Below are 19,797 nucleotides of genomic sequence, written 5' to 3' on the forward strand. Positions count from 1 at the left end.
CGAGGAGGAGCGGTGTCCGCCGGGAGGCGTCCCGCCGATCGCGCGGGACCGCCGCGAGGGCCCGACCGACCGACGAGACCCCTACGAGCGGGAGGGCTCACTGCGGACGCCCCCGGGCCCGGCACCCCTCCCGTCGCTCTCGGACGCCACCGGACCCGGACCGCCCTTGACCGGCCCGGTCGCTCCCCGGCGGGGAACCGACGCGGGTCCCGCGCCCGTCGCGCCGATACCTGACGGCCTCTCGGGCACCCAGGGGGCCCGCACCGGGACCTGCCCGGCCCTTCCGGCGCCGCGCTACCCCCCGTACGACGGCAGCCCTCCTCGTAGCGGCCCGGCGGCCCGGTGACCGTCCCCGGTCGAAGCCCCGCCCCCGCCTGCCCGACCCGGAGGCCGTCCGGGATCACCGGCCCAGGCCCGGTCACTGCCCAGACCCCGCCGCCCGCGCCGGAACCCCGCCCTCGGCCTCCGGACACTCCGACTTCCGCCCCGTCCTCCCGTGGCCTAGTCCCGGATGCGTCGGGGCGGGCCCTCGGCCAGCGTGGAGCCGTGCACCGTCGACAGAAGGCCCTCCTCGCCGCGTTCCTCGGCCCCCTGCTCCTGCTGGGGACCGCCTGCGGTGCGGGGGACACCGGCGCCCGGACCCCGCCCGAGGGCGTCGCCCCCGCGCGGTTCCGGCACCCCGGCGTCCTCGTCGGCGGCGCCCAGCTCGCGGCGGTGCGCCGCCACGTCGCCGCCGGAGAGGAGCCCTGGGCCTCCGCCTACCGGGCGATGAGCGGCAGCCCGTACGCCTCCCTCGACTACGTACCCCACCCCGCGAAGGTCGTCGCCTGCGCCTCCAACGCCGGGACGGACGCCTGCGTCGCCGAGCGCGGGGACGCCATCGCCGCCTACACCCACGCCCTCATGTGGTCGGTGTCCGGCAGGGCCGCGCACGCCGCCAAGGCCGTGGAGATCATGGACGCCTGGTCGGCGACGGTGAAGGAGCACACCCGCGACGACGCCGACCTCCAGACCGCCTGGTCCGGCTCCTCCTGGGCGCGCGCCGCCGAGATCGTGCACTCCGGTTATCCCGCCTGGGGCGGCCCCGCCGTCCAGCGGTTCAAGTGGATGCTGCGCAAGGCGTACCTGCCCGACGTCACCGCCAAGGTCCCCGACTACAACGGCAACTGGGAACTGGCGATGACCGACGCCGCCATCGGGATGGCGGTCTTCCTGGAGGACCGTACGGTCTTCGAGGACGCGGTACGGCGCTTCCGCGCGCGGGTCCCCGCCTACTTCTACCTCGCGTCCGACGGCGCCCTGCCCAAGCCGCCGCCCGGCGGCACCATCGACACCCCCGACGAACTGGCCACCTACTGGTTCGGCCAGCGCACCTACGCCGACGGGATCGGCCAGGAGACCTGCCGCAACCTCATGCACATCGGCTACTCGCTCGCCGCCACCGCGCACATCGCCGAGACGGCCTGGCACCAGGGGCTCGACCTCTACCGCGAGGAGGCCGAACGGATCGGCGCCGCCCTGGAGTTCCACGCCCGCTACCAGCTCGGCGCGACCCCGCCGAAGTGGCTGTGCGGCGGCAGGATCGAACGGACCATGGGCCCGGACGTCGAGGTCGCCCTCAACCACCTCGAAGGACGGATGGGCATGAGGCTCCCGCAGACCGAGAAGCTGGCCGCCAGCCAGCGGCCGGGCGGCACGGACGACCTCTTCGTCGCCTGGGAGACCCTGACCCACGCCTCGAACCCGACCCCCGCATAGGCTCGCGGCCATGATGCCCGAAGAGCTGCGGCACGGCCGCTACGTCAGCCTGACCACGTACCGCAAGAACGGCACCGGGGTCGCCACGCCCGTCTGGTACGCGGTGGAGGGCGACGAACTGTACGTCTGGACCCGGGCCGACTCCTGGAAGGTCAAGCGGCTGCGCGTCGACCCGAGGGTGGAGGCCGCCGCCTGCGACATGCGCGGGAACGTCGCGGACACCGCCGGGCGCTTCACCGGCCGGGCCCGCCTCGTCGAAGGGGAGGACATGCGCCGCGTCCGGCGGCTGCTGTCCCGCAAGTACACCTGGCAGTTCTGGCTCCTGGACCTGCCCGCCACCCTCGCCCGCTTCGGTAAGCGCCCGCACGCCGGGATCGTCGTGACCTTCGACTGAGCGGCCACCTGCGGGAAAACCCTCCGTAGCCGCCCCGTAACACACCTGTGGTCCGATACCCGCGGGCCGGAAGCTCCAGTCGACCGCGGGGCAGGTGCGTGACACATGACGAGGACTCGACCATCCACGGAGACGGGGACGGGGACAGCCGCGTTCACCCGCTGGCTGACCACCCTCGTGGAGCGCCTCCCCGCCAGCGGGGGCTGGTACGGAATCTTCACCGCGCGCGACCCGGAGGGAATGCGCGCCTGCCTCGAAGGGACGGAGATCCCGCCCTGGGACGTGATCGGCTCCCTCCTCCGGGACACCGGCGAGGACGCCGGAGGACCGCTCGCCACCCGGGGCAGGAAGCTGTACGAGGAGGCCGTCGCCGCCCGCGACCGGAGGCCCGGCGGCGCGGACGCCCTGGCCGGACTCCGGGACCTGATGGAGCGCGAACGCCGGTACGCCGAGTCCCGCGCCCGCGACCTCGAACGGTCCCTCCGGGCCGACCCGCCACCGGGCCCGGCGGCGACGGCCCGTCTGGAACACGACCTGGCCTGGGTCCGGGACGACCACGCCCGCGCCACCGCCAGGATCGCCGACCTGACGGCCCGTCTGACGGCCCTCGCCCCGCCTCCCACTCCCGCCGGACCCCGGACGCGGCCCGCCCGGCGACCCCGGGGCGCGCGCTACGCCTGGCTGGACAGCGACGGTCACACGGACGGCGACGACCACGGGGGCAGTGACGGTCACGGGGATGGTGTCGGACACGGGGACGGCGTCGGTCACGGTCCCGGTCACGGTCCCGGTGACGGCCACGGGGACGGAAGCGGGTCCAGGCACGGAGGCGGGCGCGGCGACGGCGGCAGCCGCGCGGGCCGCGCCACGGAGGGATCGGAGCCCGCGCCCCTGCCCGTGCTCCCCGCCGGGGGAGCGGCGCCGCGCGGGGCCCGCTTCGGGGGCGCGCCCGCCCCCGAACGGGACCCGGCCCCCGCCGCCCCTCCGGCCGCCTTCACCGAGGACGACACCCGCGCCGCCGCCAACGCCGTCTACGCGCTCCGGCGGCTCCGCGCCCAGGGCCGTACCGGCGAGGCGCACGCCCTGCTCTGCGAGGCGCTGAGCGGACCGCCCGCCCGGCTCCCCGCCCTCGCGGAGGAACTGCGCCGCGCCGGACTCGCGGCCGACTGGTCCACCCTGCTCTGGGAGGCGGCCTCGCTGCCGCCCGCCCGGCTCGCCGCCGTCGCCGGGGCTCTCGCCGACGCGGGCCGCCCCGCCGACTGCGAGCTGCTGCTGCGCCAGGGCGTGGCGCGGCCCGTCGAGGAACTGGCCGGGGCGTGCGCCGCCCTGCGGGCCGAGCACCACCACCGGGAGGCCCACACGCTGCTCACCGCCTTCGTCCGGGTCCGCGCGCCGGGGGACGCGGCCCGGCTCGCGGGCGCGGACCCGCGCGGACTCGTCCCGCAGTTGCTCGCGGCGGCCCGCGCGGTGTCCGTGGCCCGGGAGCGCGACCTGCTGCACGCCTTCCGGGTGGCGGGCCTCGCGGGGACGTGACCCGGCGCGGACGCGCGGAAGGGGGTCGGTGGCCCGAGGAGCCGGTGGCCCACGGGCGCCGGAGAGGCCGTCGGGCGCCGGTCCCCGCGGGCGTCCGGCCCGGGGCGTCCCGCTGCCACGAGGTGTCGCCCCGTGTCGGTACGTGTCCGACGTGGACCACTCGGGTATGAAACATGATCGACCCGGCCGCTTCGCGGCGGCGGTCTTGCTCCGGGGTGTGACGGGGCTTACGTTCTCCTCCTACGTACCGCGTCTACGTGCGTAGAGGCTCTCTGACGCCGTGCCGAAGGAGCAGCTCATGACCGATGTCGTCCGCGCCGCGCTCGTCCAGGCCACCTGGACCGGTGACACCGAATCCATGATCGCCAAACATGAGGAGCACGCCCGGGAGGCCGCCCGGCGGGGCGCCAAGGTGATCGGATTCCAGGAGGTGTTCAACGCCCCCTACTTCTGCCAGGTCCAGGAGCCCGAGCACTACCGCTGGGCCGAGCCGGTCCCGGACGGCCCCACCGTCTCCCGTATGCGGGACCTCGCCCGCGAGACCGGCATGGTGATCGTGGTGCCGGTCTTCGAGGTCGAGAGCGAGGGCTTCTACTACAACACCGCCGCCGTGATCGACGCGGACGGCAGCTACCTCGGCAAGTACCGCAAGCACCACATCCCCCAGGTCAAGGGCTTCTGGGAGAAGTACTACTTCCGTCCCGGCAACGCGGGCTGGCCGGTCTTCGACACCGCCGTCGGCCGTATCGGCGTCTACATCTGCTACGACCGGCACTTCCCCGAGGGCTGGCGCCAACTCGGCCTCAACGGAGCCAAGTTGGTCTACAACCCTTCGGCAACCCATCGGGGACTCTCCGCCCACCTCTGGCAGTTGGAGCAGCCCGCCGCCGCCGTCGCCAACGAGTACTTCGTCGCCGCCATCAACCGTGTCGGCGTCGAGGAGTACGGCGACAACGACTTCTACGGCACCAGCTACTTCGTGGACCCGCGCGGCCGGTTCGTCGGCGACGTCGCCTCCGACAAGGAAGAGGAACTCGTCGTCCGCGACCTCGACTTCGGGCTGATCGAGGAGGTCAGACAGCAGTGGGCCTTCTACCGGGACCGCCGCCCCGACGCGTACGAGGGGCTGGTGCGCCCGTGAGCGGCCTGTACGAACGGCACAAGGCCGTCCTCCCCGACTGGGTCGCCCTCTACTACCGCGACCCCATCGAGATCACCCACGGCGAGGGCAGGCACGTCTGGGACGCCGAGGGCCGGAAGTACCTCGACTTCTTCGGCGGCATCCTCACCACGATGACCGCGCACGCCCTGCCCGAGGTCACCAAGGCCGTCGCCGAGCAGGCCGGACGCATCATCCACTCCTCCACCCTCTACCTCAACCGGCCGATGGTGGAACTGGCCGAGCGGATCGCCGGACTGTCCGGCATCCCCGACGCCCGCGTCTTCTTCACCACCTCCGGCACCGAGGCCAACGACACGGCGCTGCTCCTCGCCACCGCCCACCGCCGCTCGAACCAGATCCTGGCGATGCGGAACAGCTACCACGGCCGTTCCTTCTCCACCGTCGGCATCACCGGCAACCGCGCCTGGTCGCCGACCGGGCTCTCCCCGCTCCAGACCCTGTACGTGCACGGCGGCGTCCGCACCCGGGGGCCGTACGCCCAGTACACCGACGAACGGTTCGTCGACGCCTGCGTGGCCGACCTCGAAGACCTCCTCGGGCACACCCGGGACGTCGCCGCGCTGATCGCCGAACCCGTGCAGGGCGTCGGCGGCTTCACCTCCCCGCCCGACGGCCTCTACGCGGCCTTCCGCCGGGTCCTCGACCGGCACGGCATCCTGTGGATCTCCGACGAGGTGCAGACCGGCTGGGGCCGTACCGGCGACAACTTCTGGGGCTGGCAGGCGCACGGACAGGCCGGTCCGCCCGACGTCCTCACCTTCGCCAAGGGCATCGGCAACGGCATGTCCGTCGGCGGTGTCGTCGCCCGCGCCGAGATCATGAACGGCCTCGACGCCCACTCGATCTCCACCTTCGGCGGTTCGCCCGTCACGATGGCGGCGGGCCTCGCCAACCTCTCGTACCTCCTGGAGCACGACCTCCAGGGCAACGCGCGCCGGGTCGGCGGTCTGCTCATCGAGCGGATCAGGGCGGTCTGCGCCGGGGTCGAGGCGGTACGTGAGGTGCGCGGCCGGGGCCTGATGATCGGCATCGAGCTGACCGAACCGGGCACCGACCGGGCGAACCCGGACGCCGCCGCCGCGGTCCTGGAGGCCGCCCGGGAGAACGGTCTGCTCATCGGCAAGGGCGGTGGCCACAACACCAGCACCCTGCGGATCGCCCCGCCGCTCTCGCTCACCGTCGCGGAGGCGGAAGAGGGCGCGGCGGCCCTCGAAAGCGCGCTGCGGAGCCTGTAGCCCGCACCGGTGGTGCCCGGCGGCAGCGCGCCCCCGGGCACCACCCGTCGTACAACACCCCCCGTCGTACCGCCCCACGAGCAGGGAGACTCCGTGAGTACCCGTACCGTCATCCGGGGCGGCCTCGTCGTCACCGCCGCCGACGAACTCCATGCCGACGTGCTGATCGAGGACGGCCGGGTGGTCGCCCTCGCGGCCACCGGCTCGGACGCGGCGGCCGGCTGGACGGACGCGCGCGTCCTCGACGCCACCGACCGCTACGTGCTGCCCGGCGGCGTCGACGCCCACACCCACATGGAACTGCCCTTCGGCGGCACGTCCGCCTCGGACACCTTCGAGACGGGGACACGGGCGGCGGCCTGGGGCGGGACGACCACGATCGTCGACTTCGCCGTCCAGACCGTCGGCCGGAGCCTGCGCGAGGGCCTCGACACCTGGTACGCGAAGGCCGACGGCAACTGCGCGATCGACTACGCGTTCCACATGATCCTCTCCGACGTCAACGAACACACGCTCAAGGAGATGGACCTGCTGGTCCAGGAGGGCGTCACCTCCTTCAAGGGTTTCGTTCGGTCGCGTGACCGGGGGTTTTCTAGCGGAGTAGGCCGTGTGCTGTGCGAGGCGGCGGCGTGAGGGGGCCGGCGGGCGGGGGTGTGGCCTCGGCCCGTGCCGGTAGTGGTCTGTTCGGCGGTGGGTGTGAAGGGATGGCTGGGGAATGACTCGGACTCTGATTACCGGTGGTCTTGTGATCACGGCCGCGGACGAGGTGCACGCGGATGTACTGATCGAGCACGGCCGGGTGGTGGCGCTGGCGGCGCCGGGCACGCAGGAGTGGACGGCGGACCGGGTGATCGACGCCTCGCAGAGGTACGTGATCCCGGGCGGGGTGGACGCGCATACGCATATGGAGCTGCCGTTTGGTGGCACGTTCGCGTCGGACACGTTCGAGACGGGGACGCGGGCGGCGGCGTGGGGCGGGACGACGACGATCGTCGACTTCGCGGTGCAGGCGAAAGGCGAGCCGCTTCGGGCGGGCCTGGATGCCTGGATGGAAAAGGCGGACGGGAATTGCGCGGTCGACTACGCGTTCCACATGATCATTTCGGACGTGAACGAGGCGACGCTGCGGGAGATGCCGAAGCTGGTCGAGATCGGCGTTTCCTCGTTCAAATTTTTTATGGCGTATCCGGGGGTCTTCTATTCGGACGACGGGCAGATTCTGCGGGCGATGCAGGTGGCTGGCGACACCGGCGGGTTGATCATGATGCACGCGGAGAACGGCATCGCGATCGACGTCCTCGTCGAGCAGGCCCTGGCCCGGGGTGAGACGGACCCCCGGTATCACGGGGAGGTCCGCAAGGCGTTGTTGGAGGCGGAGGCGACGCACCGGGCGATCCAGCTCGCGCGGGTCGCGGGTTCCCCGTTGTACGTCGTGCACGTGTCGGCGCAGGAGGCGCTCGCGGAGATCGCCACCGCCCGCGACAAGGGCCTCCCGGTCTTCGGCGAGACCTGTCCGCAGTACCTCTTCCTGTCCACCGGCAACCTCGCGGAACCGGGCTTCGAGGGCGCGAAGTACGTGTGCAGCACGCCCCTGCGGCCGAGGGAGCACCAGGCGGCGCTGTGGCGGGGGCTGCGGACCAACGACCTCCAGGTGGTCTCCACGGACCACTGCCCGTTCTGCTTCACCGGGCAGAAGGACCTCGGGCGCGGCGACTTCTCGAAGATCCCCAACGGCCTGCCGGGGGTGGAGAACCGCATGGACCTGCTCCACCAGGCGGTCGTGGACGGGCACATCTCGCGCCGCCGCTGGATCGAGATCGCCTGCGCGACCCCGGCGCGGATGTTCGGCCTCTATCCGCAGAAGGGCACGATCGCGCCGGGCGCGGACGCGGACGTCGTCATCTACGACCCGCACACCCCGCAGACGCTCTCCGTGGAGACCCAGCACATGAACGTGGACTACTCCGCGTACGAGGGGAGGACGGTCACCGGCCGGGTGGAGACGGTCCTCTCTCGCGGCGAACTCGTCGTCGACCGGCGCACGTACGTCGGCCGCGCCGGACACGGCACCTTCGTCCCGCGCGCCACCTGTCAGTATCTGAACTAGGAGAACGACGTTGGACTTCGGACTCGTCCTGCAGACCGACCCGCCCGCCTCGCAGGTGGTGGGGCTGATGCGCCGGGCGGAGCGCAACGGCTTCCGCTACGGCTGGACCTTCGACTCCGCCGTGCTCTGGCAGGAACCCTTCGTCATCTACAGCCAGATCCTCGCCAACACGACGAAGCTCCACGTCGGGCCGATGGTGACCAACCCCGGCACCCGTACGTGGGAGGTCACGGCCTCCACGTTCGCCACCCTCAACGACATGTACGGCAACCGCACGGTGTGCGGCATCGGCCGCGGCGACTCCGCGATGCGCGTCGCCGGCCGCAGGCCGAACACCCTGGCCCGCCTCGGCGAGGCCATCGAGGTCATCCGCGACCTGGCGGAGGGGCGGGAGGCCGAGGTCGACGGCAACCCGATCCGCATCCCCTGGATCAAGAACGGCAAGCTGCCGGTATGGATGGCGGCGTACGGGCCCAAGGCGCTCGCGCTGGCCGGGCAGAAGGCGGACGGCTTCATCCTCCAGCTCGCCGACCCCTTCCTGACCGAGTGGATGGTCAAGGCGGTCCGGCGGGCGGCGGAGGACGCGGGCCGCGACCCCGGGTCGGTGACGATCTGCGTGGCCGCCCCGGCGTACGTGACGGCCGACGACTCGCCGGAGGCTCTGGCGCACGCGCGGGACCAGTGCCGGTGGTTCGGGGGGATGGTCGGCAACCACGTGGCCGACCTGGTCGCCAAGTACGGCGAGCACTCGGACATGGTCCCGGAGGACCTGACCGCGTACATCAAGGACCGGCAAGGCTACGACTACTCCCACCACGGCCGCGCGGACAACCCCGACACCGCCTTCGTCCCCGACGACATCGTCGACCGCTTCTGCCTCCTTGGCCCGGCCTCGTCCCACATCGAGAAGCTGCGGCACCTGCGCGACCTCGGCGTCGACCAGTTCGCCGTCTACGCCATGCACGACGACCGGGAGGGGACGATCGACGCGTACGGCTCCGACGTCATCCCCGCCCTCCGCTGACGAAGAGCCTGGGCACATCGATCGAGGACGGGCAGGCGAGGCTCCCGTCTTAGCGGGGCCATCCGGGGTCAGGTGGCCGAGGTCCAGGAACTGGGTGCGACGGCAACTCCACGAATTTCGGCGGTGGTTGCACCAGCCTGAACGAGGCCACGGCCCCGTTCAGGCTGGTGATCCGCGTTCGTCCGGACGAGAAGGCCTGCCGTGCGCCCACACCATGTGCCCCTGGTCCGGCTCGGGTCCCTCGACTCGGAAGCCGCAGGAAGCCTCAGCCCGTCATGCCACCCAGGTCGCGGACCACCTGTGCGAGGGTCCGGACCGGGGCGGACTCCTTGTCACTCGACCAGACCAGGCCCCATCTCAGCCGCGGTCCGTCGTGGACGGGCAGATACACGATGTCGGGGCGGCCGTGAAACCGGGCGGCGTGGGCTCCAAGAGTGTGGGCGACCTGGCTCGTACCGACGACGGTGAACAGGTCGTCCAGGTTCGGTACGACTATCCGTCGCTCGATGGGGCGTCCACGGGGGGTACGGAAGGGTGAGAAGGCGTCTTCCCAGTAGTCCGGCAGACTGTCCGGGCCCTTGAGGACACCGTGGTCGCCGAACGCCTCGGCGGACACCGAACGTGCGTCCGCGAGTTCGTGATCGGGGTTCACCACCATCACCCGAGGCTCCGTGAACAGGACCGGTCCAACGGTCAGATCCGGCTCTTCGACCGGAAGCCAGGAGACCAGGACGTCGATCTCCCCGGTACGGAGCGGCTCGAACGGTCTCTGGAAAGACACGTTCCGGATCTGGAGCCCCCACTCGGGACGGCGGGCGCGGAAGGCTTCCCAATAGGGCCGCAGATCATAGGCATTGCTGGACAACATGCCGATGCGGAGAACGCCCGTCTTCCCCTGTGCGGCCAGCCTGGCCCGCTCCAGACTCTCGCTCAGGCCCTGATAGACCGGCCGAAGGTCCGCCCTCAACTGCTCGCCGACCGTCGTCAGCCGCACGGACCGGCTCGTCCTGTCGAACAGTTTCGCGCCGACCCCGCGCTCCTGCTTCTTGATCGCCTGGCTGACCCGGGCCACCGACACCCTCAGCCGGTCAGCGGTCCTGCCGAAGTGGAGCTCGTCCGCGAGCGTCAGGAATATCTCGATGTCCCGGATCTCCACCCTGCCCCCTGATCGTGAACCTCTGCGTTAACGCACCGTCGCAGCCTTCGCCGTTGTTCCTGGAGACCCTGGAATGCGAGGCTTCGCAGGTCAGAGAGCCGATGATAGTGCGAGACAGGGTCCCCATGAAGATCATCAAATCCACCGTGTCACTGACCGTCGACGATGTGGCCGCCTCCAGAGACTTCTTCACCGCGCATCTGGGTTTCGGCCAGATCATGACCACCACCGACTTCGCCTCCCTGACCTCCTCGACCGGACAGAGCGCGGCGGCCGATCTCGTCCTGCTGCGCCGCGGCACCGAAGTGCTCCCCGAAGAGCAGCGTCACCAGCGGGCGAGCGGAATCATCGTGGCGTTCACCGTCGAGGACATCGCCGCGGAGGAGAAGCGACTGATCGCGGAGAAGGCGAACATCACCATGCCGCTGCGCACCGAGCCGTGGGGCGAGAAGCTCCTCCAACTCACCGACCCCAACGGGGTGGTGGTCCAGCTCGTCGAATGGATCACCGAGGACGATGCCTGATGCCCGTCATCCCGTAAGCCACGCGGACGGTCCTCGCCCGACCGGAGAAGGCCGCCGTGCTCAGCCGCGCCGCGACCGATCCGCACCGGCCGCCCCTGCGCCACGAGCGCGCAGTGACACCCGACGCCCGCGTCCTGGACGTCGTCCTCCACCGAACTGCCCCAGGACGGCCCGGGGCGCGGCACTACGAAGCAGACCATCCGAAAGAAGGACACATCATGAGCCGAGTCTGGTTCATCACCGGAGGCAGCCGGGGTCTGGGCAAGGCCTTCACCCGGGCGGCGCTGGAATCCGGAGACCTGGTGACCACCGCCTCCAGGAGCACCGACGGGCTCTCGGAGCTCGCCGCGGCCCATCCCGGCCGGCTCCTCACCCTGTCCGTGGATGTGACCGACCGTGAAGCGGTCTTCTCCGGCATCGCCGCGGCCGTCGAGCACCACGGCAGGCTCGACGTGGTGGTGAACAACGCCGGGTTCATGTCCAACGGCATGATCGAGGAGTTCACCGAGGCCCAGGCACGGGCCCAGTTCGACGTGAACTTCTTCGGCGCGCTCTGGGTCAGCCAGGCCGCCCTGCCGTTCCTGAGACGGCAGGGCTCCGGGCACATCGTGCAGATCTCCAGCATCGCCGCACTCGGCGGCTTCCCCTCGACCGGCCTGTACAGCGCGAGCAAGTTCGCACTGGAGGGCCTGAGCGAGGCACTCGCTCAGGAGGCCGCACAGTTCGGCGTCAAGGTGAGCATCGCGCAGCCGGGCGGATACTGGACCGACCTGTACACCAGCGTCCGGTCCACCGAACCCCGCCCCGAATACGCCGAGCTGCGGGCCGAACTGGAGCGGCAGTGGGCGGACGGCTCGGTCGACAGCCTGCCGCGACTGGCGGCCCAGGCCCTGCTGAAACTCGTCGCCAGCGACGACCCTCCGCTGCGCCTGCTGTTCGGCAGCATGGTCTACGACCTCGCCTTCGACCTCTCACGGCAGCGGATGGACACCTGGGCGGCCTGGGAGCACGTCAGCCGTGCGGCCGAGGAGGCGACGCCCGCCCCCGCCTGACCGCCCGTCGAGGGCGGGAGCGGCGACCCACGGTGGCCCGGCTTCGCCCGCAGCCCCGGCTCGTGCGTTCCCTTCGGCTGACCGGAACCCCACCACAGTGCGGAGACGGCGATCCGCCGCGTTCTGAGGGCGCCTTGCTCTCTTTGTCCATAACAAGACAAATTTTGGGTATTCCTTGGTGAGTTTTTCATGAACTCGTAATGTAAAGAGAGCGCGATCGTAGAACCAGCACGGCCCATGACGATCACTCACTCCCTCACCGGAGGTGTCATTTTGGCCCCTGCACGGACAATGACCCCGACGCGTCTCTCCCGCGTCATCGGCACGCTCGCCCTGGGAGTCGGCCTGGGCGCGGCCTTCGTCACACCCGTATCGGCAGCCCCCGCGCAGACGTCCGAGGGGGTGAGCGTGACCACCGTGGACAAGGTTGCCGCGGACTACCCCTGTTACTCGGTGTCCACCGCGGGGGCCATGAGCTGTTTCCAGCCCTATGGCGAGCATCTCTACACCTGCGACACGGCGGCCGACGGTCATCACCCGGGCACCGCGTACCGGATCAACGGCGGTACGTGGCGCGTCGTGGAGTACGACCTCGGCAACGGCAACTGCGCCGACCTCAACCTCTCCATCGGGGAGAGCGGCTACATCGACATCCAGGCCTGCAACTTCGAGGGGAACACGGTGCTGAACTGCAGCAGCGTCCGGCGGGTCTCCGCCAACGGCTGACGAGGCACCGAGCGGCCCCGCCCCCGTGGCGGGGCCGCCGCGCCATGGCAGACCCCGGCCCGACGCGCACCGGGCCGACCGGGCCGGGGCCCGCCCGCGCTCCTGAGCCGGTCGGGTGTCCGTGGCGCTGCCGCCGTGGCCCGGGTGCCTCGTTCCGGGCGTCTCGGTGCGGGGGCTGTCAGTGGTCACCGCTACGGTCCTCCGCATGGAACAGGAACTCACGCAGCGCTTCGACCCGTTGCCCGGACGGATCGGCCACGTGGGCGGCATCGAGTCGCTCACGCTCGACGGGCGCCGCTACTACTTCGGCTTCGACTACCAGAGCGACCTGGTCGTCTCCCCGCTGATCGGTGACCCGGACGCGATGGCCGCGTTCGCGGCCGAGCACATGAGGCAGTCCGACGGCAGCCACGACGCGTCCTACTGGGCCGAACTCGTCGCCCACGCGGTCGGGAGGTCGGACCTGGTCGCGGACGACACGAAGCGGGAGTTCACCGCCGAAGGGCTGCGCACCGGGCTTCCGGCCCCCGGGAGCCATCTGCTCTACCTGCTGGACGCGTCCGGCGAGTGGGACGACTCGTTCACCCTGCCGACGGACGTCCGGGAGGCGTTCGCGCGGCTGGGATTCGACGAGGACGACGCCATCGAATGCGTCGACGAGTGCCTGCGCGCCATCCGGGAGGACGGCGCGGACGAGAGGCCCGACGAGTGCGCGGTCGCCCGCTGGTACCTGGCCTCCTCCGTGAAGTGCCTGCCCGGGAACTGGGCCCTGCTCTTCGCCCCGCTCGCGGAGGGCGCCACCGGCGCGTGATGAGCGGTTCCGCTCCCACCGGGGCAGGGATGCGTCGATGATGGGGAACGACCAGTCCTCGGGTGGACCGGTTCGGTCGGGGAGCGGGGTCAAGCGGCTTCGTGACGAAGGCCGTTCGCCTGCCGTACGAGGATGTCCCCGTCGGTCCCGCACCCCGGGCCGCCACCCGCCCAGAAGGAGACCCACCGTGTCGCAGGACCTGCTGATCCGTAAGATCCGCCGTGGCTTCGACCGCTTCGACGTGGACGAGAGCGGTGACCTGACCGAGTCCGATCACGTACTCATGGGCCGACGCTCCGCCCGCTCCCTCGGGCTCCCGCCCGGCTCGGACGGGGAACGGCGCATCGTGGACGCGTACGTGGGCATCTGGCGGAACCTGCACGTGCCGCACCTCCCGCCCGGCGTCGAGTCGATGACCCGGGAACAGTTCGTCGAGTCGACACTGTCCCTGGCCGGTGACCCCGAGGCGGCGAAGGCGACGCTGGGGGCTCTGGCGGAGGTCTTCCTCTCGGTCGCCGACGCGGACGGCGACGGCGTGGTGGACCCCGCGGAACACCTCTGCTTCCTGCGCGGCCACTTCCCCCGGGTGACGAAGGAGGAGGCCGACACCGTTTTCCGGCATCTGGACCGGGACGGGGACGGCACGCTGTCCCGCGAGGAGTTCACCTCGGCCGTCATCGAGTACTGGACGAGCACGGACCCGGACGCGCCGGGCAACTGGTGGATCGGAGTGGGCTTCGCCGAGTGATCCGCGCCCGGGCGCTCGCGGCGCCGGACCGTCTGGCTCCGGCCGGAAGATGACCTCCGGCGGGCGGGAGGCGATCTCCGGCAGGCGGGCGAGGGCCCCTTCGGGAGGACCTGGCCCGGCGGGTAAGGGCCCCTCCCGGCGTGCCGGACGGGACCGCTCTCCTCGCGCGGGCGTCCGTCGCGGACGGAACACCCCGGAAGAAGCCGGAAGAACACCCCGGACGAACACTTCGGAAGCACATGCTTCCGGACGGAACGCCTCGAAGGACAGGGAGGGGAGACCGGTCATGAGCAGTCGGCTGGACGCGGAGGTCATCGTCGTCGGGCTCGGCGCGATGGGGAGTCAGACGCTGTGGCGGCTGGCCGAGCGCGGGACCGACGTTCTCGGCATCGAGCAGTTCGTCCCGGGGCACGACCGGGGCGCGAGCCACGGGGAGTCCCGGATCATCCGCAGCGCATACGCCGAGGGCGCCGCCTACGTACCGCTCGTCCAGAAGGCGTGGCGGCTCTGGCGTGAGCTGGAGGAGGCCTCGGGGCGGAGCCTGCTCGAACGGACCGGCGCCCTGATGGTCGGCCCCGCCGACTCGTCCGTCATCGCCGGTCCCCTCGCCTCCGCCCGCACCTGGAGCCTTGAGTACGACCTCCTGGAGGGCGCCGAACTCCGGGAGCGGTACCCGCAGTTCGCCCATGCCAAGGGTCTGCTCGGCTTCCACGAGCGCGACGCCGGATACCTCCGGCCCGAAGAGGCCGTGACCGCCGGGGTGGCCGTCGCCGAGGCCCGTGGGGCCCGGGTCCTGCGGGAGACCGCCGTGACCGAGATCGTTCCCGATCCCGACCGCCCCCGTGTCCGTACGGGCGACCGCGAGTACACCGCGCGCCACGTCGTGGTCTCCGTCGGCGGCTGGCTGCGTCGGCTGCTGCCCGCCACCGCCCCGCTGATGACGGTGGAGCGCCGGGTCATGGGATGGTTCCGCGCGTCCGACCCCGCCGCCTTCGCCCCGGACCGTCTCCCCGTCTTCGTGCACAGCGACGCCTCAGGAGACCAGAGCCTCTACGGCTTCCCCTGCCTCGACGGAGAGACCGTCAAGATCGGGCTGCACACCTGGCCCGGCATCGACGAACCGGCCGATCCGGCCCTCGGCCCCCGCTCGCCCGACCGCGTCGACGCGGAACGGTTCGCCGGGGCGATCGGCCGCACCTTCACCGGTCTCGACCCGGACCCCGTCCGGATGCTGTCCTGCACGTACGCGCTCACCCCCGACCGGCACTTCCTGGTCGGACCGCGCCGTGACCTCCCCGGGCTCACCCTCCTCGGCGGCTTCTCCGGCCACGGATTCAAGTTCGCGAGTGCCATCGGGGAGATCGCGGCCGAGTTCGCGACGACCGGCGGCACCACGCTTCCCGTGGCCCCCTTCGATCCGCACCGCTTCGACTGAACCCATGCGGCCGAACCAGGGGGGCGGGGTCCGTCCGGTCACCGCCCGCCGTACCGTCTCGCCCGGAAGACCCCGGAAGACCCCGGAAGACCCCGGAAGGCGCTGGTCGGCCCTGGTCCGGCCCGTCAGTCCGTCTCGGGGCGGAACACGTACGGGGTGACGAGCGCGGTGAGTTCCTCGACCAGCTCCTCGCGCCGGATCGCGGGCCGGTCGAGGATCCAGCGGACGCTGAGGGCCTCCATCGCGGAGACCAGCACCCAGGCGCGGGTCGCGCCGCTGCCGGTCTCCGGGACGCGGCCCGCGAGGTAGGCGGAGCCCAAGTCCTGGATGCGGCGCCGGAGATGACGTACATGACGCTCGTGGTAGTTCGGCGGCACCTCCTCGATCACGACACGAAGGAGTTGCGAGTCCTGTTCGAGCGCGGACAGCAGCGCCTCGACCGCGTTGGGCACGAGCCGCTCGGGCGGATCGGCGAGCCGGTCGGCGAGCGACGCGGCCACCCGGTCGCCCGCTTCCGCCCAGTAGCGCTCCATGAGCAGGTCCAGGAGCTCTTCCTTGTTCCGGAAGTACTGGTAGAGGGAACCGGGGCTGATGCCCGCCGCGTCGGCGACCCGAGTGGTCGCGAACCGCGCGTAGCCGTCGCGCGCCAGTACCGCGCGCCCCGCGTCGACGATCCGCTCGACCATCTCCCGCGACCGCTCCTGACGGGGCGTCTTCCGCATACGCGAATTGTATGCGAGCAGATGTTCGCATTACAACGGTGGGATGACGCAGAGCAACGAAGTTCGTGTCACCGGCCCTGTCCCGCACCCCTCCCCGGACTCGGATCCGGCCCCCTCCCGAGAGCCCTCCCCGAGCGGCTCCCCGGCCCCTTCCACCGGCTCCGGTCCGGCGCCCTCCCAGGGGCTTTCCCCACGCCCCTCCCCGAGTTGTCCCCCGTGTCCCTCCCCGAGCCGTCCTCCGAGCCGTCCCGCGAGCCGCTTTCCGAGCCGCTTCCGTGAGGCCGAGGCGCGCGGACGCAGTATCGCCCGCCCGCTCTTCCTCTTCACCGGCATCGGCAGGGACGTCGACGAGGCCCTCATGGAACGTCTGGGGACCGGTCTCCTCCGGTGCGACGAACTCGGCGCCGCCCTCGCGCGGGCGATGGGCCTGCCCGCCGGGGACCCGGACCGGGTCACCCACTCCCTGATCGCCGGTGCCCTGCGGGCCGCCCCCGACGTGCCGGGTGGACTTCCCCCGGCGCTCGCGGAGTTCCTGCGCGAGGCGACGGCCGTACCCGGCTGGGTCGAATGGGACCGGATCGAGCGCGGCGCGGCGGTCTTCCGCTCCCTCGGCCACAACAGCGGTGACGTCCTCGCCCTCCTCTCCCTCGTCGGCGGCTACCGCTTCGGCGGCCCGGCCGATCTGCTGGTCCTCACCGGCGGCATGGGCGGTACGCAGACCCTGCGGCGCCTCGGAGAGACGACCAAGTGGTCCCACGCCGTGACCCGCCCCGGCGGTCTCCGGCCGGGTGCCGAGGGCTGGCGCCTCACCCTCCACGTCAGGGCCATGCACGCCCTGGTGAACGCCCGCTTCGCACCCCGCTGGGACAGCGCGCGCTGGGGCCTCCCGGTCAACCAGGCCGACCAGGCGGCCACGCTCGGCCTCTTCGACGCGACCGTTCTGGTCGGCTGCCGGGGCCTCGGGGTGCGACTGACCCGGCGTCAGCGGGGCGACTTCATGCACCTCTGGCGGTACGTCGGCCATCTGATGGGGGTCGCGCCGGAGTGGCTGACCGACGACGAGGACGTCCGGCACCGCTGGAACCACCACATCCTGCTGTCCGCCGCCGGGCAGACCCAGGCCGGCCGGGACCTCGCCCGGCTGACCATGGACGCCCAGGGGCGACTGGCCCACGGTCACGCCAGCCCCGCCGTCGAACGGCTCCACCAGCGCTACGAGTACGCGCGCCGGATGAGCCTGCTCACCGTCTTCATGGGCCCGGCCGGGATGCGCGACCTGGGCCTGCGCCCCCGGCTCCCCTGGGGGCTCGCGCTCTCCGTCACCACGAACACGCTCCGGTACCGGATCCTCGGCGCCCTGCCCGGCGGCCGGGAGCGCATCGAACGGCACGGGGCCCGAGCCCAGGACCGGGATCTGGCCGCGATGTTCCCCGACGGCCCGGCCGCCGTGGCCCATCTGCCGGAAGCGGGCTGAGGGACCGTACGGGACCGGTGCGGTGCGGGACGGTGACGCCGTCAGGGGAGGGTCGCGGTCGCGGAAATTCGTGTGCGCACCCGGCCGTGCGGCCAGTACCGTCGCGGTTCCCGGCGGCCGTACCCGAGGTCCGCCCCGTACGGAGAGAGCCGTTCCATGACCGGCCGACAGGCGACGACGACCCTCTGGCGCCCCACCGGACCCGAGGAGCTGGCCCTGGTCGAGGAGTCGGGCCGACGCGCCTGGCCGCCCCGGCTGCCCGAGCAGCCGATCTTCTATCCGGTCCTCGACGAGGGGTACGCGGTGATGATCGCCCGGGACTGGAACGTCAAGCACAGCGGCGCGGGCTTCGTGACCCGCTTCGAGGTGGACACGGAGTTCCTCCGCCGCTATCCGGTCCGGCGGGCGGGCGGCCGGACGATCCTCGAACTGTGGGTACCGGCCGAGGAGTTGGACGAGTTCAACGCCCACATCGTCGGTGAGATCCGGGTGACCCACACGTTCCGCTGAGGACGCCGGAGAGCGCCGGAGAGCGCCGGAAGGACACCGGAGTCCGTCGGAGCCCGCCGGAAGGGGCCCTCAGATCCCCGGCGGGCAGGCGACCAGCAGGGGCAGCAGGGGGGCGGTCAGGGCGGCCGAGGCCAGGGAGCCGCGGAGGGCGGGGTGGGGGGCCGGGCGGGGGCCCAGGATGCGCTTCATCCGGAGCAGGGCCGTCGAGCCGCCCGCCCCGATCGCGCCCTCCGGAGTGCGGGCGGCGGCCATCTCGTACACCGCCGTCGCCAGGGTCTCGTCGGACTGGCGCCGCAGCGCGCGGTCGTCCGCGGTCATCTCCAGGAGCACGGCCATCTGCGTACGGGCCAGACGGGCCAGCGGCAGCCACGGGAAGACGGTCGCGAACGCCTCGGTCGCGGCCAGCGGCAGGTGGTGGCGTCCGGCGACGTGGCACCGTTCGTGTTCGAGGACGGCCTCCATCTGCTCCGCCGTCAGCAGGCGCACGGCCGCGTCGCTCACGACGATGCGGGGGCGGAAGCCCGGAAGGCAGTACGCCCCGGGCACGGCGTGCGGCAGCACGGTGGCGCGGAGCCGTTCACAGCGGGTCCCGACCTTGTCGAGCCGGTCGCGGTGGCGGGCGCGGAGCAGACCGGAGCGCGCGAGATGGAACAGGAACGCGCCGCCGAACGCGGCGACGACGGCCAGCGGCATCGCCACGGCGAGCCGCCCGGAGATCGTGGGACCGGACGCCGTCGGCTCCGGCGCGTCCAGACCGCAGGCGTGCAGCAGCCCGACGAGCCCCGCGTGCAGATGTCCGGTGGGCGCCGCCAACTGGGCGGCGGCGAGCGTCACGGCGACGGTGAACGACAGGATCAGGGCGAGCCACACGGTCGCCCCGAGCGCGGGCGCCCGGTGAGGCCACGCACTGCGGAGGAGCAGGTGCGGGGCGCCCGCGCCCACGGCGACGGAGTACGCGAGGAGGACCGGGGCCGCGTTCACGGCTCGGCCCGTCGCCCGACGTTCCGGAGGGCCTTGCGCAGCGCCGCGATCTCCTCGGTGTCCAGGTTCTCCACGAACCGGGCGAGGGCGGCGGGCCGGTCCTCGCTGGCGCCCAGACCGTCCTCCATGAGGGCCGCCGCGTACGCCTCGCGGGTGGCGACGGCCCGGTACTGCCAGACCCGTCCGTCACGGGTACGGGTGAGGTGGCCCTTGTGGAAGAGGATGCTGGTGACCGTGGTCACCGTGGTGTAGGCGACGTCCCGGTGCAGGTTGATGTCGTCGACGACCTCGCGCACGGTGGCGAGGCGGTCCCATCTCCAGAGGCGGTCCATGATCTCCGCCTCGAGCTCCCCCAGCCGCCGCATGGGCCATGTCCTCTCCGCCGTTCCCGTACTCGGATGCATAGTAGACGGGCAGGTCGGGT

The 19,797-nt window shown here is 72.0% G+C and carries 19 protein-coding genes and 1 pseudogene; 16 read left to right on the forward strand and 4 right to left on the reverse strand.

Annotated features, from left to right (window positions below; all coding sequences use genetic code 11):
• Positions 1-546: 546 nt before the first annotated feature.
• The 8 genes and pseudogenes from ACFXGN_RS00800 (at position 547) to ACFXGN_RS00835 (ending at position 9,234) form a co-directional block, all read left to right on the forward strand.
• Entirely contained in the window at positions 547-1,758 is a 1,212-nt protein-coding gene (locus tag ACFXGN_RS00800; protein WP_384851610.1) for an alginate lyase family protein, read from the forward strand.
• 10 nt (positions 1,759-1,768) lie between these two features.
• A complete protein-coding gene (locus ACFXGN_RS00805; RefSeq protein WP_384851612.1) occupies positions 1,769-2,152 on the forward strand; it encodes a PPOX class F420-dependent oxidoreductase in 384 nt (127 codons plus the stop codon).
• Positions 2,153-2,257: 105 nt separating this feature from the next.
• Entirely contained in the window at positions 2,258-3,685 is a 1,428-nt protein-coding gene (locus ACFXGN_RS00810; RefSeq protein ID WP_384851614.1) for a UL36 very large tegument protein, read from the forward strand.
• 298 nt (positions 3,686-3,983) lie between these two features.
• Positions 3,984-4,826 (forward strand): nitrilase-related carbon-nitrogen hydrolase, encoded by an 843-nt coding sequence (locus ACFXGN_RS00815; protein ID WP_384851616.1) that lies wholly within the window; start codon positions 3,984-3,986, stop codon positions 4,824-4,826.
• Positions 4,823-6,103, forward strand: a complete 1,281-nt coding sequence (locus tag ACFXGN_RS00820; RefSeq protein ID WP_384851618.1) for an aspartate aminotransferase family protein — start codon at positions 4,823-4,825, stop codon at positions 6,101-6,103. The genes ACFXGN_RS00815 and ACFXGN_RS00820 overlap by 4 nt, the downstream gene beginning before the upstream one ends.
• A gap of 93 nt (positions 6,104-6,196) precedes the next feature.
• Positions 6,197-6,673: pseudogene (locus ACFXGN_RS00825) on the forward strand (amidohydrolase family protein); the annotation flags it as partial.
• A 145-nt stretch (positions 6,674-6,818) separates the two neighbouring features.
• Entirely contained in the window at positions 6,819-8,210 is a 1,392-nt protein-coding gene (gene hydA / locus ACFXGN_RS00830) for a dihydropyrimidinase (protein ID WP_384851620.1), read from the forward strand.
• A gap of 10 nt (positions 8,211-8,220) precedes the next feature.
• Complete coding sequence (locus ACFXGN_RS00835) at positions 8,221-9,234, forward strand: TIGR03842 family LLM class F420-dependent oxidoreductase (RefSeq protein ID WP_384851622.1); 1,014 nt, start codon at positions 8,221-8,223, stop codon at positions 9,232-9,234.
• A gap of 265 nt (positions 9,235-9,499) precedes the next feature.
• Here ACFXGN_RS00835 and ACFXGN_RS00840 read toward each other — a convergent pair whose 3' ends face one another.
• Complete coding sequence (locus tag ACFXGN_RS00840) at positions 9,500-10,390, reverse strand: LysR family transcriptional regulator (protein ID WP_384851624.1); 891 nt, start codon at positions 10,388-10,390, stop codon at positions 9,500-9,502.
• Positions 10,391-10,515: 125 nt separating this feature from the next.
• On the opposite strand from ACFXGN_RS00840, the gene ACFXGN_RS00845 reads away from it, so the two are divergent.
• The 6 genes from ACFXGN_RS00845 (at position 10,516) to solA (ending at position 15,686) form a co-directional block, all read left to right on the forward strand.
• A complete protein-coding gene (locus ACFXGN_RS00845; RefSeq protein WP_384851626.1) occupies positions 10,516-10,914 on the forward strand; it encodes a VOC family protein in 399 nt (132 codons plus the stop codon).
• Between the two features lie 218 nt (positions 10,915-11,132).
• The gene (locus ACFXGN_RS00850; protein WP_384851629.1) at positions 11,133-11,966 is read left to right on the forward strand and encodes an SDR family NAD(P)-dependent oxidoreductase; all 834 of its coding nucleotides are present in this window, start codon (positions 11,133-11,135) and stop codon (positions 11,964-11,966) included.
• 291 nt (positions 11,967-12,257) lie between these two features.
• Positions 12,258-12,692: a hypothetical protein gene (locus ACFXGN_RS00855; protein ID WP_384851631.1), complete on the forward strand. Its 435-nt coding sequence runs from the start codon at positions 12,258-12,260 to the stop codon at positions 12,690-12,692.
• Positions 12,693-12,897: 205 nt separating this feature from the next.
• A complete protein-coding gene (locus ACFXGN_RS00860; RefSeq protein WP_384851633.1) occupies positions 12,898-13,503 on the forward strand; it encodes a hypothetical protein in 606 nt (201 codons plus the stop codon).
• Between the two features lie 187 nt (positions 13,504-13,690).
• Complete coding sequence (locus tag ACFXGN_RS00865; RefSeq protein ID WP_384851635.1) at positions 13,691-14,251, forward strand: EF-hand domain-containing protein; 561 nt, start codon at positions 13,691-13,693, stop codon at positions 14,249-14,251.
• A gap of 286 nt (positions 14,252-14,537) precedes the next feature.
• On the forward strand, positions 14,538-15,686 hold the full coding sequence (gene solA, locus ACFXGN_RS00870; RefSeq protein ID WP_384851637.1) for an N-methyl-L-tryptophan oxidase: 1,149 nt from the start codon (positions 14,538-14,540) through the stop codon (positions 15,684-15,686).
• A gap of 125 nt (positions 15,687-15,811) precedes the next feature.
• On the opposite strand, the gene ACFXGN_RS00875 is transcribed toward solA, so the two are convergent.
• Positions 15,812-16,408: a TetR/AcrR family transcriptional regulator gene (locus ACFXGN_RS00875; RefSeq protein ID WP_384851638.1), complete on the reverse strand. Its 597-nt coding sequence runs from the start codon at positions 16,406-16,408 to the stop codon at positions 15,812-15,814.
• Positions 16,409-16,766: 358 nt separating this feature from the next.
• On the opposite strand from ACFXGN_RS00875, the gene ACFXGN_RS00880 reads away from it, so the two are divergent.
• On the forward strand, positions 16,767-17,882 hold the full coding sequence (locus ACFXGN_RS00880; RefSeq protein WP_384851640.1) for an oxygenase MpaB family protein: 1,116 nt from the start codon (positions 16,767-16,769) through the stop codon (positions 17,880-17,882).
• A gap of 156 nt (positions 17,883-18,038) precedes the next feature.
• Entirely contained in the window at positions 18,039-18,392 is a 354-nt protein-coding gene (locus ACFXGN_RS00885) for a hypothetical protein (RefSeq protein ID WP_384851642.1), read from the forward strand.
• A gap of 69 nt (positions 18,393-18,461) precedes the next feature.
• Here the strand turns inward: ACFXGN_RS00885 and ACFXGN_RS00890 are convergent, their stop codons facing one another.
• Together ACFXGN_RS00890 and ACFXGN_RS00895 are read right to left on the reverse strand one after the other, a co-directional pair.
• Entirely contained in the window at positions 18,462-19,373 is a 912-nt protein-coding gene (locus ACFXGN_RS00890; protein ID WP_384851644.1) for a M56 family metallopeptidase, read from the reverse strand.
• Complete coding sequence (locus ACFXGN_RS00895; RefSeq protein ID WP_384851645.1) at positions 19,370-19,738, reverse strand: BlaI/MecI/CopY family transcriptional regulator; 369 nt, start codon at positions 19,736-19,738, stop codon at positions 19,370-19,372. The genes ACFXGN_RS00890 and ACFXGN_RS00895 overlap by 4 nt, the downstream gene beginning before the upstream one ends.
• Positions 19,739-19,797 lie beyond the last annotated feature (59 nt).

This window comes from Streptomyces sp. NPDC059247 (assembly GCF_042754005.1).
Taxonomy (GTDB): Bacteria; Actinomycetota; Actinomycetes; order Streptomycetales; family Streptomycetaceae; genus Streptomyces.

Excerpts from the sequence above, each read along its gene's own strand:
- ACFXGN_RS00805 (WP_384851612.1), top strand. The coding sequence starts at position 1,769 with ATGATGCCCGAAGAGCTGCGGCACGGCCGCTACGTCAGCCTGACCACG.
- ACFXGN_RS00810 (WP_384851614.1), top strand. The coding sequence starts at position 2,258 with ATGACGAGGACTCGACCATCCACGGAGACGGGGACGGGGACAGCCGCG.
- ACFXGN_RS00815 (WP_384851616.1), top strand. The coding sequence starts at position 3,984 with ATGACCGATGTCGTCCGCGCCGCGCTCGTCCAGGCCACCTGGACCGGT.
- hydA (WP_384851620.1), top strand. The coding sequence starts at position 6,819 with ATGACTCGGACTCTGATTACCGGTGGTCTTGTGATCACGGCCGCGGAC.
- ACFXGN_RS00845 (WP_384851626.1), top strand. The coding sequence starts at position 10,516 with ATGAAGATCATCAAATCCACCGTGTCACTGACCGTCGACGATGTGGCC.
- ACFXGN_RS00850 (WP_384851629.1), top strand. The coding sequence starts at position 11,133 with ATGAGCCGAGTCTGGTTCATCACCGGAGGCAGCCGGGGTCTGGGCAAG.
- ACFXGN_RS00855 (WP_384851631.1), top strand. The coding sequence starts at position 12,258 with ATGACCCCGACGCGTCTCTCCCGCGTCATCGGCACGCTCGCCCTGGGA.
- ACFXGN_RS00860 (WP_384851633.1), top strand. The coding sequence starts at position 12,898 with ATGGAACAGGAACTCACGCAGCGCTTCGACCCGTTGCCCGGACGGATC.
- solA (WP_384851637.1), top strand. The coding sequence starts at position 14,538 with ATGAGCAGTCGGCTGGACGCGGAGGTCATCGTCGTCGGGCTCGGCGCG.
- ACFXGN_RS00875 (WP_384851638.1), bottom strand. The coding sequence starts at position 16,408 with ATGCGGAAGACGCCCCGTCAGGAGCGGTCGCGGGAGATGGTCGAGCGG.
- ACFXGN_RS00880 (WP_384851640.1), top strand. The coding sequence starts at position 16,767 with ATGGAACGTCTGGGGACCGGTCTCCTCCGGTGCGACGAACTCGGCGCC.
- ACFXGN_RS00885 (WP_384851642.1), top strand. The coding sequence starts at position 18,039 with ATGACCGGCCGACAGGCGACGACGACCCTCTGGCGCCCCACCGGACCC.
- ACFXGN_RS00895 (WP_384851645.1), bottom strand. The coding sequence starts at position 19,738 with ATGCGGCGGCTGGGGGAGCTCGAGGCGGAGATCATGGACCGCCTCTGG.